General features: G+C 40.0%; 18 protein-coding genes, 1 tRNA gene and 1 riboswitch. Of the genes, 6 read left to right on the plus strand and 13 right to left on the minus strand.

Annotation, left to right across the window (positions count from 1 at the left end; translation table 11 throughout):
* Positions 1–9 precede the first annotated feature (9 nt).
* Positions 10–1,113, minus strand: a complete 1,104-nt coding sequence (gene gcvT / locus ACR42H_RS20310) for a glycine cleavage system aminomethyltransferase GcvT (RefSeq protein ID WP_113884377.1) — start codon at positions 1,111–1,113, stop codon at positions 10–12.
* Positions 1,114–1,428: 315 nt separating this feature from the next.
* A riboswitch (glycine riboswitch) is annotated at positions 1,429–1,517 on the minus strand.
* A gap of 180 nt (positions 1,518–1,697) precedes the next feature.
* Between gcvT and ACR42H_RS20315 the strand changes: the two genes are divergently transcribed.
* Together ACR42H_RS20315 and ACR42H_RS20320 are read left to right on the plus strand one after the other, a co-directional pair.
* Positions 1,698–3,386, plus strand: coding sequence for a DEAD/DEAH box helicase (locus ACR42H_RS20315; protein WP_436372890.1), 1,689 nt, complete (start codon positions 1,698–1,700; stop codon positions 3,384–3,386).
* Positions 3,364–4,158: a YqhG family protein gene (locus tag ACR42H_RS20320; protein ID WP_436372892.1), complete on the plus strand. Its 795-nt coding sequence runs from the start codon at positions 3,364–3,366 to the stop codon at positions 4,156–4,158. Before ACR42H_RS20315 ends, ACR42H_RS20320 begins: the two co-directional genes overlap by 23 nt.
* Positions 4,159–4,204: 46 nt before the next feature.
* Here the strand turns inward: ACR42H_RS20320 and ACR42H_RS20325 are convergent, their stop codons facing one another.
* The 9 genes from ACR42H_RS20325 to comGA all read right to left on the minus strand — a co-directional run bounded on the left by ACR42H_RS20325 (position 4,205) and on the right by comGA (position 8,943).
* Positions 4,205–4,390: a YqzE family protein gene (locus tag ACR42H_RS20325; protein ID WP_436372895.1), complete on the minus strand. Its 186-nt coding sequence runs from the start codon at positions 4,388–4,390 to the stop codon at positions 4,205–4,207.
* Between the two features lie 78 nt (positions 4,391–4,468).
* A complete protein-coding gene (locus tag ACR42H_RS20330) occupies positions 4,469–4,966 on the minus strand; it encodes a shikimate kinase (protein WP_113884373.1) in 498 nt (165 codons plus the stop codon).
* A 12-nt stretch (positions 4,967–4,978) separates the two neighbouring features.
* A complete protein-coding gene (gene comGG, locus ACR42H_RS20335; protein WP_113884372.1) occupies positions 4,979–5,362 on the minus strand; it encodes a competence type IV pilus minor pilin ComGG in 384 nt (127 codons plus the stop codon).
* Positions 5,352–5,831 (minus strand): competence type IV pilus minor pilin ComGF, encoded by a 480-nt coding sequence (gene comGF / locus ACR42H_RS20340; protein ID WP_436372898.1) that lies wholly within the window; start codon positions 5,829–5,831, stop codon positions 5,352–5,354. Before comGF ends, comGG begins: the two co-directional genes overlap by 11 nt.
* Positions 5,779–6,111 (minus strand): phosphatase, encoded by a 333-nt coding sequence (locus tag ACR42H_RS20345; RefSeq protein ID WP_436372901.1) that lies wholly within the window; start codon positions 6,109–6,111, stop codon positions 5,779–5,781. Before ACR42H_RS20345 ends, comGF begins: the two co-directional genes overlap by 53 nt.
* A complete protein-coding gene (comGD, locus tag ACR42H_RS20350) occupies positions 6,095–6,535 on the minus strand; it encodes a competence type IV pilus minor pilin ComGD (RefSeq protein WP_436372903.1) in 441 nt (146 codons plus the stop codon). Before comGD ends, ACR42H_RS20345 begins: the two co-directional genes overlap by 17 nt.
* Positions 6,532–6,855 (minus strand): competence type IV pilus major pilin ComGC, encoded by a 324-nt coding sequence (comGC, locus tag ACR42H_RS20355; protein WP_113884369.1) that lies wholly within the window; start codon positions 6,853–6,855, stop codon positions 6,532–6,534. Before comGC ends, comGD begins: the two co-directional genes overlap by 4 nt.
* Complete coding sequence (comGB, locus tag ACR42H_RS20360) at positions 6,855–7,886, minus strand: competence type IV pilus assembly protein ComGB (RefSeq protein ID WP_113884368.1); 1,032 nt, start codon at positions 7,884–7,886, stop codon at positions 6,855–6,857. The genes comGC and comGB overlap by 1 nt, the downstream gene beginning before the upstream one ends.
* Positions 7,873–8,943, minus strand: a complete 1,071-nt coding sequence (gene comGA / locus ACR42H_RS20365) for a competence type IV pilus ATPase ComGA (RefSeq protein ID WP_436372907.1) — start codon at positions 8,941–8,943, stop codon at positions 7,873–7,875. The genes comGB and comGA overlap by 14 nt, the downstream gene beginning before the upstream one ends.
* 147 nt (positions 8,944–9,090) lie before the next feature.
* Between comGA and ACR42H_RS20370 the strand changes: the two genes are divergently transcribed.
* Positions 9,091–9,162: transfer RNA gene (locus tag ACR42H_RS20370), tRNA-Gln, on the plus strand.
* Positions 9,163–9,245: 83 nt separating this feature from the next.
* Here the strand turns inward: ACR42H_RS20370 and ACR42H_RS20375 are convergent.
* A complete protein-coding gene (locus ACR42H_RS20375) occupies positions 9,246–9,599 on the minus strand; it encodes a Spx/MgsR family RNA polymerase-binding regulatory protein (protein WP_113882848.1) in 354 nt (117 codons plus the stop codon).
* Between the two features lie 246 nt (positions 9,600–9,845).
* Here ACR42H_RS20375 and ACR42H_RS20380 point away from each other — a divergent pair, with 246 nt between their 5' ends.
* Both ACR42H_RS20380 and ACR42H_RS20385 read left to right on the plus strand, forming a co-directional pair.
* Positions 9,846–10,544, plus strand: a complete 699-nt coding sequence (locus ACR42H_RS20380; protein ID WP_436372911.1) for a helix-turn-helix transcriptional regulator — start codon at positions 9,846–9,848, stop codon at positions 10,542–10,544.
* A gap of 151 nt (positions 10,545–10,695) precedes the next feature.
* The gene (locus ACR42H_RS20385; RefSeq protein ID WP_009332938.1) at positions 10,696–10,941 is read left to right on the plus strand and encodes a DUF2626 domain-containing protein; all 246 of its coding nucleotides are present in this window, start codon (positions 10,696–10,698) and stop codon (positions 10,939–10,941) included.
* Between the two features lie 36 nt (positions 10,942–10,977).
* Here the strand turns inward: ACR42H_RS20385 and ACR42H_RS20390 are convergent, their stop codons facing one another.
* Both ACR42H_RS20390 and ACR42H_RS20395 read right to left on the minus strand, forming a co-directional pair.
* The gene (locus ACR42H_RS20390) at positions 10,978–12,048 is read right to left on the minus strand and encodes a class I SAM-dependent methyltransferase (protein ID WP_436372916.1); all 1,071 of its coding nucleotides are present in this window, start codon (positions 12,046–12,048) and stop codon (positions 10,978–10,980) included.
* Between the two features lie 204 nt (positions 12,049–12,252).
* Positions 12,253–12,888 carry an MBL fold metallo-hydrolase gene (locus tag ACR42H_RS20395; protein ID WP_113882845.1) on the minus strand — a complete coding sequence of 212 codons (636 nt, stop codon included), beginning with the start codon at positions 12,886–12,888 and terminating at the stop codon, positions 12,253–12,255.
* Positions 12,889–12,974: 86 nt separating this feature from the next.
* Here ACR42H_RS20395 and ACR42H_RS20400 point away from each other — a divergent pair, with 86 nt between their 5' ends.
* Positions 12,975–13,454 (plus strand): hypothetical protein, encoded by a 480-nt coding sequence (locus ACR42H_RS20400; RefSeq protein ID WP_436372919.1) that lies wholly within the window; start codon positions 12,975–12,977, stop codon positions 13,452–13,454.
* The last annotated feature ends 24 nt before the right edge of the window (positions 13,455–13,478 follow it).

Here is a 13,478-nt window from a genome sequence, read left to right on the forward strand (position 1 = left end):
TCCCCCCGGTTAGTTCTTTTCTCTTTTATAAAAAGGTGTTGCTGCAATCTTAGCCTTCAGTCGTTTGCCGCGGATTTCCACTTCCAATTCCGTTCCCGGCTCCGCATGCTCTTTCTTGATAAGAACAAGGCCAATATTCTTTTTTAATGTCGGAGATTGAGTGCCTGTTGTCACTTCCCCGATCAGTTCTTCCCCTTTATATACAGGATAGCCATGGCGCGGAATGCCGCGGTCAATCATTTCAATTCCAGCCAGCTTGCGCGGAACCCCATTTTCTTTTTGATTCTTAAGCACTTCTTTGCCGATAAAATCAGCTTCTTTATTGACTTTTACAGCAAAGCCGATTCCTGCCTCAAGCGGTGTGATTTCAGGTGAGAGCTCCTGGCCATAGAGTGCCAGATTGGCTTCAAAGCGAAGAGTATCCCTTGCGCCAAGCCCGCATGGGAGAACGCCTTCTTCTTTGCCTGCTTCAAGGATTTCATTCCATAACGCGACTGCATCCTTGGCGTCACAATAAACTTCAAATCCGTCTTCTCCTGTATATCCTGTTCTGGAGACTAGCGCTTTCTTTCCATTCAGATCTACATCCTGCTGGAATTTGAAAAATCCGATATCCGACAGGTTCGTGCCAGCAAGCTTTTGGAGCACTTTTTCTGCAAGCGGTCCCTGAATCGCAAGCTGTGCCATATCTTCAGAAAGGTTTTTCAATTCCACATTCCCTTCAGCATGGTCCTGTAGCCAGTTAAAGTCCTTTTCAATATTGGAAGCATTTACAACCAGCAAATAATGGTCATCCTCTATTTTATAGACAAGTAAATCATCAACAGTTCCGCCATTCTCATAACACATGGCTGTATATTGAGCACCTGAGTTCTTTAATTTGGAAATATCGTTCGTCATCATTTTTTGAAGGTATTTAAGGCTATCCGTCCCCTTTACTTCGATTTCACCCATATGGGATACATCAAAAAGTCCGGCTTTTGTACGGACTGCTTCATGTTCTTCTTTAATGCTTGAAAATTGAACAGGAAGGTCCCAGCCCCCAAAGTCAATGGTTTTTCCTCCGTAATCTTTGTACACCTCGGATAAAGGCGTGCGTTTTAACTGTGACATTTACTCGTCCCCCTTAAATCTTTTGAAGTTTGTTGCAGGAACATAAGAAAAGCGGAAGCGCCTTGCCTACCCCCGACAAGCACAAGACAAGCCTCACGAAAAGGCGTTCTTTGCCTTTTTGGGAGGATTGGCTCGTGACCTCGAGGGGGTAGGCGCTGGAGCTAGACAGTTCTTGAAGTTCAAAAATTTCTTGTTGAACATAAAAAGGACAGAGTATCCCCTCAAATATGAGAAGATCTCTGTCCTTGCACCTGAAAGTTTACCGAAATCGGCTTTCCCCTTGGGTGGCTTATTAAAAAGCACTCTCCAGAGCTGCGTCAAACAAGAGTTCTTTTGCCTGAGAGATTCACAGATTTTGCTTGCTCCTTCGGCGCTACAATTGTAGTCTCTCCCCTTGTTGTCATTCGCATTTATAAAATTTTCCAAGTTGGTCATACTTATACCAAACAGAAAAAATAAAGATTCCATTATTTCGGTTAACTAAATGTAATGTGTTAACTTTCAAAACTTTCAAAGCTATTAACATCGTACCACCTTAACGAGGTTTGGGCAATATCTTTATATAGATAAAAGGAGCTGTTTTTATGACAGTGCAAATTGGCTTTGATTCTGCCTGGCAGGATGAATTCTTAAAAAGAATTGATGACGACGGCCCATGGGGAAATTGGGAGCTTTATAAACTGGGTGTTGAGGTTGAAAACCACACGACTATTCCTGATTTTGAAGGCCTGCAGGCTCCAAAGCATCTGCCGAACCTTACTCCCCTTCCCCATCAGCTGGAAGTAGCCAAGCAGGTAGTTGAAAGCATGAACGGCAAAGCGATTCTTGCTGATGAGGTCGGTCTCGGTAAAACGATTGAAGCTGGTCTGATATTAAAGGAATATATGATCAGGGGACTCGTAAAAAAAGTCCTTATACTCGTTCCTGCTTCCCTCGTTTCACAATGGGCCATGGAGCTCAACAGCAAATTTTTCATTCCGGCTGTGGCACAGCGGAAAAGCTATGTATGGGAACAATGCGACGTAGTGGTATCATCCATTGATACAGCCAAACGCAATCCCCATCGGGACATTATCTACAGCCTTGATTATGATCTGATCATTATAGACGAAGCTCACAAGCTTAAAAATAATAAAACCAAAAACTATGAGTTTGTGCAAAACCTGAAAAAGAAATTTTGCCTTCTTTTAACAGCAACACCCATTCAGAATCGCATCAGTGAGATATTCAACCTTGTGTCTTTGCTCAAACCGGGCCATCTTGGCAATGAATCAGCTTTTTATGAGAATTATAAAAAGGACTCGCGTTCTTTAAACGATGATGCACATCTAAAAGAACTCGTAAATAAAGTAATGATCCGCAACCGCAGGGCAGATACTGGAATTGAATGGACCAAAAGACATGTGGAAACAATACCGATTGAATTTTCGCAGGCTGAGCGCGAGCTTTATGATGCTGTAACAGAGCTGCGGGGTGAAGGTGACTGGGTCAGTTCGAGCCAATTTTCAGTGATGACCCTGCAAAGAGAGGCGTGCAGCAGCAGAGAAGCTGTCTATTTCACCCTTCAGAATATGCTAAAAAAGCAGGAACAGCCCTCAATAGCTTTTCAGGAACAAATACAGTACCTTATTAAAAAAGTAGAAGCTGTCCAGCAAAATTCCAAAGCTCAAAAAGCTCTGGAATTAATACAAACCATCAATGACAAGGTCATAATCTTTACTGAATACAGAGCAACACAAATGTATCTTCAGTGGTTTTTAAAACAATACGGGATTACATCTGTGCCGTTCAGGGGAGGATTTAAAAGAGGCAAAAAGGACTGGATGAGGGAGCTTTTCCAAAAGAATGCTCAAGTCCTGATAGCAACAGAAGCAGGAGGAGAAGGGATAAACCTGCAATTCTGCAATCATATCATTAATTTTGATCTCCCCTGGAATCCAATGCGTCTCGAACAAAGGATAGGACGTATCCATCGTCTCGGCCAGGAAAAGGATGTCATGATTTATAATTTTGCCACGAAAGATACAGTCGAAGAACATGTAATGAAGCTTTTATATGAGAAAATACATCTTTTTGAAAAAGTCATAGGTGATTTGGATGATATTTTATCAAAACTTGAATTTGGAAGTATTGACGATCACCTTGTAGACATTTTCGGAAGATCAGCCTCAGAAGGTGAAATGAGAATCAAAATGGAGAACCTGACGAGCATGATTCAATTTGCTGAAGATATGAAAGAAGGTGGACTGAATGCAGCAACAGGAAATTCATAAATTCCTTGAAAGGTATTTTCACGCAAATGGATGCGAAATAATTGATAAAGGCCCGGGTTATATGACCGTACAGCTGACGATTGACTTGGATAAGGAATTAATGAATCGCCCCTTTTACTGGCATTATCTCGAAAAAACAGGCGGGGTTCCTAACCCAATGCAGCTTACACTTATTACAAACCAGCAGCTCGCCCCTGCGCATATTAAGGGGGAAGTCATTCATTTTGGGTCCCCAAGACTTCACCAGATTTTTCATTCTGCCCGAAACCTGGCAGGCTATATACGATTATATGAAAACCACCGGCTGGCACCAGGCATGCAGGTTCCCTTAAGGCCATGGCTGGGAATGAATGTCCGCGTATCTTATCAATGCGACCGAAAAAGAGATGTCTTTAAATCCATCGGCCTCCAATTAATAAATGGACAAATGGTCGAAAGCTTTCATGACAGATTGCTTGACATGAGCCTTACACCAAAGATTCCCGACTACTCTTTCACTCTGTCTCCGCTCATTATGCCGGGGAGCGGTGTGTTCAGGGTAGCTAATTTCATAAAGTCCGAAATTGAACAAGAAGAACATTTATGGGCCGAAGAAGCCCGTAAGCGCTGGCAAAAAGATCTCAGCCTTCTTGAACATTTTTATGAAGATGCAGAAGAAAAGGGGGAAAGCTATGAAAACGAGAAAGCAGCCCTTCAAGAGCAATATGAGCCAAAGATTAATATCTCTATAATAAATGGAGGCCTCTTTTATCTGACAGACAGCGCAGTATGAAATCACACAAAAAACCGGCAGACATTGCCGGTTTTTTGCATGAAATCTATTTATGTTTTTTTCTTTTTATGCCCAAATAGAAAAGATATGAAAACATGCCAAACCACCTGAATAAAAACGGCTCTTTCATGTCCTTTTTCTCTATTTTATGCCGTTTTCGCTCATCTTTGGGCTGATCTATATATTTTACTACTGTCTGTGTAAGATACTTTACATAATCGTTGGATTTCATTTGTCATACCTGCCTTTTTCTGCACATATTGCAATTAAAGCTTGCATTTTATCATTTACAAGTATGTCCAACTAGTTTTCACCCTAAACAATCTGTTATTTCCTGAATTATTTCTGCTTTATCTTTATTAGTGGTATCAATGACTACATGAGCGGTTTCTTTATATAGTGGCATCCTTTTTTCATAAAGTTCCTGAATCAGCCTTTTTTTATCGCCTTTCAGCAGGGGTCTGGAATGATCGTTTTCAATCCGCTTAAATATTTCTTCCGGCGATGCATAAAGGAAGAAAACGATTCCTTTTTCATTCAGCTTTTTTCTGTTTTCAGGTTTAACTACAATTCCCCCGCCAGTAGTAACAATTCCCGCTCTATTATCAAATTCATCTAATATAAGAGTTTCAAGGTTTCTGAAGTATTCCTCTCCATGCTCTTCAAAAATATCATTAATATTTTTCTTCTCCCGCATAACTATTTCTTCATCTGTATCGATTACTTCTTGGTTTAAGCAGGATGCAAGCTCTTTTCCAATTGTTGTTTTGCCGGCACCCATGAATCCGATTAAGTAAATTGGCTTCATCTTTATCCCCACTTAGTTTTTTTCAATCCATTTTATCATTTTTTGCAGATCCGTGTCATAGTAAGCATATCCGAAAATTTCCTTATCAGACCCAATTTTCGTTTTGAAGGTAATTTGAATTAAGCTTGTTGCCACTGGTGAGACTTCATATGAAACAGATCCATTTTTAAACGAAAAAATCCCTGACTCATCCGGGTCTATATTTTCGCTTAGCATTTTTTCAGTTTTTTTTAAGGAACACAGTAAGTAATACTCCTGCATCATGACGGTTTCCGCCTGATTCACTATCCTTTTCTCAGAAATAAAATGATCTAATTGAATCGTAAGGAGAAAGAGTGCAGCCAGAATGATTGTTAAAGTAAGTGGATAAGAAAATCCATCCTGATTACGGTACATCAATATCCTCCATATTCATAAGGTAATATAGACGGGCCGAATGCTCCTGATCAAAACTATCCGATACATTTATTTCAACTCCGCTTTTAATGGAACTGAATGTTATTCTATCAAGTTTCTGCAGGACAATTTCATGGCCTTTCATATCCACTCTCCTCCTCAAATTAGAACCATATTTTTCATAAATCACATTTTTCCCGTCTATCGTTAATACAATGGAAACTGGTGATATTTCTGCAGCATCAGCAAGCCTGATCTCTTTTTTCAGCTGATTGATAAATACATGCCACTCAAGCCTTTGCGTCCTGGCTTCCATTTTCCAGTCCTGAAAGAGGAAATGAATGCTGACAGGCAAAAAGGAAGAGATCATTAAAAATATTGCAAACGCAAACAGCATTTCCAGCATGGTAAATCCTTTATTGTTGGAATACTTCACACTTTTCTTCCGGTCTATCCCGTACGTTTTCATATCTTATGCAAACCTCCATAAATCCTTGGTTTTCGATAGGGAATATTTCATAGACGGTTTGATTTTTTATTATAGTCTTCCCCTCAGGATAATGCCCTTCCGAGGCGGCCTGCTGAAGACTCTCATAAAGCAGCTGTGTGCTTTTGTAATCCTGTTTTACCTCTTCAGAGTGCTCAATAGCCTTAATAACAAGAGGAAACATTATGCCCGCTGCAAGCAGAATCCCTGATAAAGACAGAAGGAGCTCGGCCAAAAAGAATCCTTCATTCCTTCTCCACATAAAATCTCCCTCTTCCAATTAAAAAGGTAATTTTGTATTGGTCATTTCCTGCTTTGACATAGAAAGTACCGAATTTATTTGTAATACCTCCAGGTCCATATTGAAAAAACAATGGCATGGTACCCTCCTTAATCTCAATTATTCCAGGATATTCTCTGCTGATGATACGATCAGCTGCAAACTTTGCCTGGGCGTAATACCTTTTCTTCTCGGGAACAATTTGAATAGCTACATCTGTCTGATGGGTGATGGCATAGCTCTGGGCATAAAGCAGGTCAGACTTTAATTGGGAAAAGAACATTCTCTTTTCAAGATTGAGGAATTGCGGTTTAAGAAGAATAGCTGTAATCGTGGCAATCATAAGGAAAATACTGAAAACGAAAAGAGTTTCTATTAATGTAAAGCCTTCTTTGTTCTTTATCATGACCCTGAAGATTCAACCTTCCCTTCTGCAGAAATCTTAATGGCATCTCCATTTGGACAAGTCGTGGTTTCAGCATTGAGGTATTCGGAATCCACTAAATCCTGTATACCTGAAGGAAGCTCTTTATTGTCAATTTCATATGCCTGAACCTGGGCCTGCACCATTTTAACAAACGCATCGCATCCCTTGCTGTTTATTTTTGAATTGTGTTTCGTTACATTCGGAATGGTGATGATTAAGAGCACGGAAATCACCAATAAAACAATCATCATTTCAATGAGCGTGAACCCTTTGTCATTATTTACTGTGCGCCATTTCATTAAAATCCCTCCAATAGATGAAACATAGGCAGCAGAACCGCCAAATACATTGAGACTATTAAAAAACCGATAAACATATATAAAATAGGCTGAATCACTTTAAGAAGTTTTTCTGTCTTTTCCTCCAGTTTATTTAAACAATGCCTGCTGAAAAAAGATAATTCCTGGTCCAGCCTCCCATTTTTTTGACCATGTCTGATAATATTGGCCAGTTCCCTTTCAAAAAAAGGATAACTAATTAGTATATCCTCAAGTTTATTCCCCTCACGGAGTTTGATTTTCACGGCTTCACCGAGGGCACTGTAAAAAGGCTGCTTATCATTTTTCTCAAAAAGACTAAGCGCCTCATATATGGATAGGCCGCCATTTAAGAGGTGACTGAGCTGTACAGCAAAGAAATGGGTATAGTAAAGGCGAAGAAAATGGCCTCCCGCAGGAATTTTTACCATGACCTTCTTTTGCTGGATAGGGGAAAGCTTTCTGAATCTAAAAAAATAGTATATAAGCAAAGTGACTAAACCGAAGAGTACAGTCAGAATGAATAATGGGAGAAGGTCCCCAAACAAATAAACGGCTTTCGTGAAGAAATTAGGCTTAAGATGCATGGAAACGAATAAGGAGGAGAAACGGGGAAGCAGGACTTTATCAACGAAGACAAATAGGAATGCGGTAATGAACATCAGAAAAATAGGATAGGCCATCAGTTTTTGCAATTTTTCAATGTCCTTTCCTTTTCTCAGCACCATTTCACTTCCTTCAAGAAATGCTGAAGCAAGGCCGCCATGCTGTTCAGCAAAAAATACATAGCCGATCAGATTATTATTAAAGTTCATGTTTGCAAGGATTTGATAAAATGGAAATCCTTCTTTCAATTGAGAGAGGCACTGGCTGATTTCATGTTTTCGTTTTGGCGGCAGCTGATGCATCAGTGATTCCAGTGCCTCAGATAAGGGGTACCCTCTGGACAGCAGTTCACCAGTATTTTTCAGAAACAAGCCCTGTTCTTGAATGGTCCATTTATATTTCTGCATTGTCTTGCACCCACCTGCTGTACTCAGTGTCCTTTATATATCCCAGAGCAATCCCTTTAGTTATTACCTCTTTAAGTGTGCGATACTTAACAAGACTTCCTTCACCTCTCGCCTTCTTGATGGAGGCATTAAGCGCTCTTCCTGCAAGAAGTTCAAACACACTTGCCCTTTTCCACCTGCCGTATCCATAGCAGAATGGAGAACATTCCCCTTCACAATAAGGGCAATTCAATTCGACAAGGCGCTGAGCCGTGACAGCTACTAGTGTCTGCTCAATTTCCATCATATTCACCCCAAACTCAGCTAAACGATATACAGCCCCCTGAGCATCCCGAGTATGCATCGTGCTTAAGACAAGGTGACCTGTAAGCGCTGCTCTAACAGCAATCTTCGCAGTTTCCGCATCCCTGATTTCACCCACCATAATGATATCGGGGTCATGGCGAAGGATTGCTTTCAAGCCTGCGGAATAAGATACGCCTGCTTTTTCATTAACTTGAACTTGAAGGACCAAGTCATTTTCTTTTTCAATCGGATCTTCCAGGGTGATCACATTGCGATGGAACATATGAGAGGTTTCATTCAGCAGAGAATACAATGTGGTGGTTTTTCCGCTTCCGGTTGGGCCTGTGAAAATAATTAATCCATGAGCATGTTTCAGTAATGCTAGCATTTTTCTTGTCATGTCTGGAAAAAGGCTGATTTGAAAAAAAGGAATCTGTTCTTGCTGGGGCAGAATTCTGATAACGAGGCTTTCGCTGTGGCTTGATGGAAGGGTTGAAAACCGCAGTCCAATCATTTGTCCATCCACTTCAAGGGAATAAGCACCGCTTTGCGGCCGTCTTTTTTCACCAATGTCCATCGAAGCGGTAAATTTAAAATGAGAAATCAGTCTGTCGCACTCTTCTTTGGGAAGATAAAGCCTGGGAGTCAATTGGCTGCCGAACCTCAGCTGAATTAGAGTGTCTTTTCTTCGGGGAATAATGTGGATGTCGGAAGCATGGCTCCTGACGGCGTCTTTGATAATTCGTTCTGCCATTCTTTCAATTATACTCAACTAATTATGCACCACCTTTATTAATTGTTATAGATAATAATTCGACTAATCCCGAGTATAACCTCCATATTCCGGCAAATCTTTTTGACGAATTTGTGAATAAATAATTCTTTTCTTTTCATAATAAAAGTGTACCAAATGAATTGATGGGCTATAGCCAAGCGGTAAGGCACCGGACTTTGACTCCGTCATGCGCAGGTTCGAATCCTGCTAGCCCAGTAATTATGGAAGGACACCAGTTGTTCCTTCCTTTTTTACCTCAAAAAAAGAGAATGCGCAATTTATGCGCATTCTCATATAATCTATTTGGCAATATTCTTAAATGCATCCGGATTGTAGCCTATGACAATTTTATCTCCATTTGTCAGTATGGGCCTCCGCAGCAGTTTTGGCTCCTTTATTACCATTTGCACCACTTCTGATAAAGATAATTCCTCAAGGTTCTGTTCCAGTTTTTTATAGGTCTGGCTGCGGGTAGCGAGCAGCTCATCAAGGCCGCTTGTTGTTAAGGAAAGTATTTTTAGTAATTCTCTTGATGATGGAGTCTCCCTGAAGAGATGCCTTTCTTCAAAATCAATTGAATGGGCTGTCAGCCATTTTTTCGTCTTTCTGCAGGAAGTACAGCTGGGATATGTGAAAAATGTCAATTGGCTCATACCTCTTCACCTCACAAAATTCAATATTATTTCACCCTTATTGTACAATATTTGTACAATAAATGTATACACATTCGTATAAGTGATTAAACTTAATTTGTGAACATTTTCTAAACTTATAGTGATTACAGTGTTAACCTCTATCGACTGTATTATAATGGAAGCAGGCCAGGAAGGCGCCAGCTCATTCATATAAGTGACAGCTGATGGCCTCGGGAATAAATAACCCTTCTGAGGTGACAATAAATGGAGCAAACATTAAAAATAACTAATGTGTTATCCGATCCAACCCGCTATTATATTTATCAATACATTACAAAAAGACATAAAGATGTGACCGTACAGGAGATTGCAGATAATTTCAGCATTCATCCCAATGTTGCAAGATTGCATTTATCGAAGCTTGAAGATGTCAACATGCTTGTATCTGAAACAAAAAAAACAGGCAAAGGCGGAAGGCCAAGCCGGTTATATCGTTTATCTGATGATGTGATTCAGCTGCATTTTCCTTACAGGGATTATCAGCTGCTTGCCAAAATAGCTATGGAGACAATGCTGGAGTTAGGTGAAGAAGGCAGAAAGGCACTATATTCAACAGGAAAGAAATTTGGCAGAGAACTGATCCAGCAAGAGCTTAAAAGATTTGCAGGGACAGAAAAACTTACCTTTGACCAGAAATTAAACATCCTAAAGCATGCTGCTGATATGTCAGGTTTTCACCCTGAATTTGATGCAAATGCCGAAAAGACTATTGTCTATTTTCAAATTTATAATTGCCCATTTAAAGAGGTTGCAGCTCGCCACGCAGAGCCTGTGTGCAATATGCATTATGAATATTTGAAGGGTATGTTCGAAAGTTTGTTTGATTCTATTCAGCTGGTGGAAAAGCAAAATATGCTGACTGGCTGTGACGCATGCTCCTATCAGGCAATTGTTGGAAACTAAAGAACACTTGAATAAGAAAAACCAGCTCAAGAAGCATATTGTTTTTTCCTGCTCTTTTCTGGACTATTTTGAAACCATTATTTACTTTTATTAAGCATTTACTTTATAATATTGTAGTGATGGACTTGTAAGGGTAAAAGGAGGGATACATATGGATCGTATGTACAGAGTATTAGGCTTCTGGACGGGAATTTTCGCCGTTATGTTTTACCTTGGCGACATGTATACAACGTCCTTGATTTTCTTCGGCCAAACAGGATTTTTCCTGCTTTTAAGCTACTTAAAGCTTTCCGAACGTATGTATATTTATGTTTTTGGAGCATACTTGACTGTTTTCTTCGTAGGCTTCACTTATTGGTCAACATTTATGATGACACCTGGCGCGGGCGGCCACTAATTGCCGATATAAAAAAGCGATGAAACCATCGCTTTTTTATTTTTCACATATTTTCTTTGCCTGAAGAACTAGGTGAAATGCTGAACTCATGCCTGAAGGCATAATCAGACTTCTGATTGCCCTGTTTCTTTTGCTGATAGGAGAAAACGGGTTAGGATCATAATGATCTTCAAGTTCCTGTAAAATGCCCGCAGAAAGCAAGAATTCGTCCTGCCTCATTTTAAAATGGAAGTTCAGCCCTTCTTTTTCTCCAATGCGGATCAGGGAATCGAAATGGATATGGCTGGTTATATCCATCTTTCCAGGTTGCTCGAGTACATTACTCATTAAGGAATGCTTGTAATAACCTCTTAGACTCCCATCCCTTCTCATCGGCTCTTGCCATTCCTCATCTGTATACCCATAATCTGCAGTCAGTACAATGCCTTTATTCAGAGCAGCCGACAAGCTCTGGATCATCTGTTCCATTTGCAGAGGAATTTCTATTCTTTGGCCATTGCTAAGTGACAGACCGCTTTCTTCAAGAAATAAGCAGATATCTCCATTTGTTAATGGCACAGCTTTCTCTGCCAGCTCTCCTTCTTTTACGGTTACCATAATTTCATGCAATTGATCATTCTTTTTCTCCACCACATGCACGGGCAAGGCATCAAACAGCTCATTTGAAAAAATCATGCCGCAAAATGGGATGATTTCATTCCAGCTATCTATTTGTCTTATATTTTCAGAAAATGCAATCTGTTCCTGCTGCAGCTTTCTGTGATAGGGACTTGTTTCAAAAATGCAGTAATGAATCTCTTCATCAGCAATAACCTTCCATTCATCAATGAAAGCTCTGGCGAAACGCCCATTTCCGCCCCCTATTTCGCAGACCTGAAAAGGCAGCTTATACTCCTTTGCCTTCTGAAAAAACCACTTTGAAATCGTCCTTCCATATATATCAGAAATATTGCTGCTTGTTATAAAATCTCCTGCCGGCCCAATTTTTGGCGTGTTTTTCATATAATAACCATATTCGGAATGATACAAGGCCTGCTGGATATATTCAGCATAGCTGATCATTTGTTGAGGAGTATTTTCTATAAAATCCATTATAAAATTCCGCATAAGAACTCCCTTTATTAAAAAATTCCAGCTTATTGAAAACAGCCATTTTATCTAGTTTTGATCCCTGTTTTCACTATTGACATAGTGTTTTCTCTGTTATATTGTTAATGTAGTAGCTTAACTATATCCCCTCCCATTTTTATATGAATAAAACATCCCCCAGAAAAGCCCTTCTCATTGGAGAAGGGCTTTTCTATTTTACATTCAGAACCCATTCAGGAAGGGATTTGAATCCATTTCCTGCCCAATTGTCGTTACCGGTCCGTGTCCAGGGAGTACTTCTGTTTGTTCAGGCAATGTTAAAAGCTTATTATGTATACTTTCAAGAAGCTGCTGATGATTGCCGCCCGGCAGGTCTGTGCGTCCAATGCTCCCGCTGAATAAAGCATCTCCGGCAACCACGAGATCAGCCTCTTCAAAATATAATGAAATACTGCCCGGAGAATGGCCTGGTGTCTCTAAAATTTTAAAGTGAAATTCACCTATATTCAACTCTTGTTCCCCTGTTATAATATGGTCGGCGGGCCTTGCTTTTATCAGCTTGCCTATTTTAAAAAGATGAGAACCATTTAAGGCTGGATCTGGAAGCCATGCTGCTTCTTTTTCATGTATGTATACAGGAATAGAAAATGTATCCCTTATTTCGTCTACAGCGCCAATATGATCAAAGTGAGCATGAGTAAGAATAACAGCTTGAGGTTTTAGTCCTTTTTGTTCAATAATACCGCTTAGTTTCCCGCTCTCTTCACCCGGATCGAAGATTAAACAATCTTTGTTTTCATTCGAAAGAACATAACAATTTGTTTGCAATGGGCCAAGAGGGATCTGATTCCATTCCATTGCTTACACCTCCAGTATTGGTTTAATTGTTTATTATTTTACACTATATCAGAATAGAATGCCTTAAATCTGCAAAGGAGAATAAGATGAAAATCCTATTTGGCGTTGAAGCCAGCTATATTATTCAAGATGTGCCCGAATTCATGAATCTAATAAAAAGAGAGACCGAACTGTTCGATTTTCAGCAGAGCACCTTTCTGTTTGAGCAGATGGCTCATGCAGAATTTACAAGAAGTGTACTTGCCGAAGCCGGGCTTTTCGAAGAGTTTTTTACCCTCTGGTACATAAAATCTGGTGTAAAGGGAGAAACTTTTGATGACTTTGCCTTAGAAACAGACAGCGGATTCTGCTTGTTCACTGAGTTCCTTAGCGCCTTTACTATAACCGGGGGAATTGCGGAAGATATCCGGATGGCTGTCTATCAATTTCAGGAACATTTGGTCTTTACGGCAAAAGAAGAGGAAGTGCCATTGGTTTATTTTTCAGAACTTCACCTAAAGGATTTAATAATCGGCATTGCTGAAGCATATGACATACAAGTGTCATTTTTAGACCTCGACAAATAGAAGAAAAAAATATAAAATAAAGGA

The sequence above is a fragment of the Cytobacillus sp. BC1816 genome, assembly GCF_051353635.1.
Classification (GTDB): domain Bacteria; phylum Bacillota; class Bacilli; order Bacillales; family Cytobacillaceae; genus Cytobacillus; species Cytobacillus oceanisediminis_C.

Coding starts and splice junctions, on each gene's coding strand:
- ACR42H_RS20320 (WP_436372892.1), top strand. CDS start 3,364: ATGCAGCAACAGGAAATTCATAAATTCCTTGAAAGGTATTTTCACGCA.
- ACR42H_RS20330 (WP_113884373.1), bottom strand. CDS start 4,966: ATGAAGCCAATTTACTTAATCGGATTCATGGGTGCCGGCAAAACAACA.
- ACR42H_RS20400 (WP_436372919.1), top strand. CDS start 12,975: ATGAAAATCCTATTTGGCGTTGAAGCCAGCTATATTATTCAAGATGTG.
- ACR42H_RS20325 (WP_436372895.1), bottom strand. CDS start 4,390: ATGAAATCCAACGATTATGTAAAGTATCTTACACAGACAGTAGTAAAA.
- ACR42H_RS20375 (WP_113882848.1), bottom strand. CDS start 9,599: ATGAGCCAATTGACATTTTTCACATATCCCAGCTGTACTTCCTGCAGA.
- ACR42H_RS20380 (WP_436372911.1), top strand. CDS start 9,846: ATGGAGCAAACATTAAAAATAACTAATGTGTTATCCGATCCAACCCGC.
- ACR42H_RS20395 (WP_113882845.1), bottom strand. CDS start 12,888: ATGGAATGGAATCAGATCCCTCTTGGCCCATTGCAAACAAATTGTTAT.
- comGD (WP_436372903.1), bottom strand. CDS start 6,535: ATGATAAAGAACAAAGAAGGCTTTACATTAATAGAAACTCTTTTCGTT.
- ACR42H_RS20345 (WP_436372901.1), bottom strand. CDS start 6,111: ATGTGGAGAAGGAATGAAGGATTCTTTTTGGCCGAGCTCCTTCTGTCT.
- comGG (WP_113884372.1), bottom strand. CDS start 5,362: ATGTACCGTAATCAGGATGGATTTTCTTATCCACTTACTTTAACAATC.
- ACR42H_RS20390 (WP_436372916.1), bottom strand. CDS start 12,048: ATGCGGAATTTTATAATGGATTTTATAGAAAATACTCCTCAACAAATG.
- ACR42H_RS20385 (WP_009332938.1), top strand. CDS start 10,696: ATGGATCGTATGTACAGAGTATTAGGCTTCTGGACGGGAATTTTCGCC.
- comGF (WP_436372898.1), bottom strand. CDS start 5,831: ATGAAAACGTACGGGATAGACCGGAAGAAAAGTGTGAAGTATTCCAAC.
- comGC (WP_113884369.1), bottom strand. CDS start 6,855: ATGAAATGGCGCACAGTAAATAATGACAAAGGGTTCACGCTCATTGAA.
- comGB (WP_113884368.1), bottom strand. CDS start 7,886: ATGCAGAAATATAAATGGACCATTCAAGAACAGGGCTTGTTTCTGAAA.
- ACR42H_RS20315 (WP_436372890.1), top strand. CDS start 1,698: ATGACAGTGCAAATTGGCTTTGATTCTGCCTGGCAGGATGAATTCTTA.
- gcvT (WP_113884377.1), bottom strand. CDS start 1,113: ATGTCACAGTTAAAACGCACGCCTTTATCCGAGGTGTACAAAGATTAC.